We start from the raw sequence: 2464 nt of genomic DNA, 5'->3' as shown, positions 1-2464 counted from the left end.
ACGTAAGTTACAGAAGTTTAAAAAATATTAGTATATACTTTAAAATATAATAATTACACATATAAATATAATCAACGTAAATATTAGTAAAGATATATAGTTTAAATAGGCTTCAAAATGGGTAAATAAAATACATATTTATAAATTATTAGATGGTATGCCATGTGATAGAGTAAATGAGATTAATTATAGTAAATATTAAAAATAAATATTAATTGGAGGAATTATTATGGAAAATAAAATGTTTTGTTTTCAATGTCAAGAAACAGCAGGATGCAGTGGATGTACAAAGTTTGGAGTATGTGGTAAGTCACCAGATTTAGCTAGAATGCAAGATTTATTAGTATATACAACAAAAGGATTATCAGAGGTTACAACAAGACTTAGAAAAGAAGGCAAAAAGATAGGTGGAGAAGTTAACCATTTGATAACTATAAACTTATTTACTACTATAACTAATGCAAACTTTGATGATGCTATATTCTATAGCAGAGTAAAAGAAACTTTAATTACTAAAGAAGCTTTATTAGCTAAATTAGACAATAAAGAAAATTTATCAGAAGCAGCATTATGGAATGCTTCTTCAAATGAAGAAATGGATGTAAAAGTAGGTCTTTTAGGTAAAATAAAAGATGCTATCTTAGGAAGTGGTAAAGAAGAAGTTACTGCTGAAATAGATTCTATATTAGATAAAAAATCAACTAAAGTAGGAGTATTAGCAACTAAAAATGAAGATGTAAGAAGTTTAAGAGAACTTATAATCTATGGATTAAAAGGTATGTCTGCTTATATGAAGCATGCAAATGCTCTAGGATATGATAATGAAGAAGTAAATGCATTTATGCAATCGGCTTTAGCTAAAACTTTAGATGATAACTTAAGTATAGATGAATTAATAGCTTTAACTTTAGAAACTGGTAAAGTAGGAGTAGATGGTATGGCTCTATTAGATAGCGCAAATACTGGAACTTATGGACATCCAGAGATTACTAAGGTTAATATAGGTGTTAGAAAGAATCCAGGAATACTTGTGTCTGGACATGATTTAAAAGACTTAGAATTATTACTTGCGCAAACTGAAGGAACTGGTGTTGATGTATATACTCACTCTGAAATGTTACCAGCTCACTACTACCCAGCATTTAAAAAGTATTCTCATTTTGCAGGAAATTATGGAAATGCTTGGTGGAAGCAAAAAGAAGAATTTGAGAGTTTCAATGGACCAATATTAATGACTACAAACTGTATAGTACCACCAAAAGATAGCTATAAAGATAGATTATATACTACAGGAGCTGCTGGATTTGTAGGAGTTAAACATATAAAAGGTGAAAGTGAAGACAATAAAGATTTCTCGGAAATAATAGAGCAAGCTAAAAAATGTCAACCTCCTACAGAAATAGAAACAGGAGAAATAGTTGGTGGATTTGCACATAATCAAGTATTTGCATTAGCTGATGCAGTTGTAGAAGCAGTAAAGACAGGAGCTATAAAGAAATTCTTCGTTATGGCAGGATGTGATGGAAGAGCTAAATCAAGAAACTACTACACAGAATTTGCAGAGGCGCTACCAAAAGATACAGTAATTCTTACTGCAGGATGTGCAAAATACAAATACAATAAATTAAATCTAGGCGATATAAACGGAATACCTAGAGTATTAGATGCAGGTCAATGTAATGATTCTTATTCATTAGCACTTATAGCATTAAAGCTTAAGGAAGTATTTGAATTACAAGATATAAATGAATTACCAATAGCATTTAATATAGCATGGTATGAGCAAAAAGCTGTAATTGTACTGTTATCATTATTATACTTAGGTGTTAAAAACATACACTTAGGACCAACACTACCAGCATTTTTATCACCAAATGTAGCTAAAGTATTAGTTGAAAACTTTGGGATAGGTGGAATAACAAATGTTGAAGATGATATAAAGATGTTTTTAGGAGAAAGTGCTAATGCATAATAACTAAAATATAGTAGCTGTATAAACTAATTAAATTAGTTATATACAGCTACTTTTATATCTGAATATTAAAAAAGGGGCCACATGAATAATATAGAGATATTTTAAGAATATAAAAGAAAAAAGTGAAATAGAGCTTAGAAAAAACACTTAAGGAACGAAAAATTGCTATATTTTAGAGCTTAATAAATATTACATTGAAAAAGTAGAAAATTTAAAAGAGAACATAATGAAGTTTGAAAATAAAATTAAATTTTGTAAAATATGGAGGAAGAAAGAATGAAAAACATTGCTATATATGTATGTGGAGAAGTTTCAAAAAAATGTACTGCCAATGGATGTTTAAGAACATTTAATGAAAAGGAAGATTCTTTTAAGAGATATGAAGAAGTTGGGTGTAAGCTAGTTTCTTTTAATAATTGCAACGGATGTGATGAAAGTCTAGTAGAAAGCCTTAAAGTAAAAATAGAAAAGCTTCAAAAATCAGATGTA

At 28.9% G+C, this 2464-nt stretch carries 2 protein-coding genes; both read left to right on the top strand.

What is annotated here, in order from left to right; translation table 11 throughout:
* The first annotated feature begins 229 nt into the window (after positions 1-229).
* Complete coding sequence (gene hcp / locus VLM92_RS06140) at positions 230-1972, top strand: hydroxylamine reductase (protein ID WP_325275465.1); 1743 nt, start codon at positions 230-232, stop codon at positions 1970-1972.
* A gap of 279 nt (positions 1973-2251) precedes the next feature.
* The coding region (locus VLM92_RS06135; protein WP_325275464.1) for a CGGC domain-containing protein at positions 2252-2464 on the top strand (213 nt) is incomplete at its 3' end.

The organism is Romboutsia sp. (genome assembly GCF_035470145.1).
In the GTDB taxonomy this organism is placed as follows: Bacteria; Bacillota; Clostridia; order Peptostreptococcales; family Peptostreptococcaceae; genus Romboutsia_D.
This window is presented reverse-complemented; position numbering and strand designations above follow the sequence as displayed.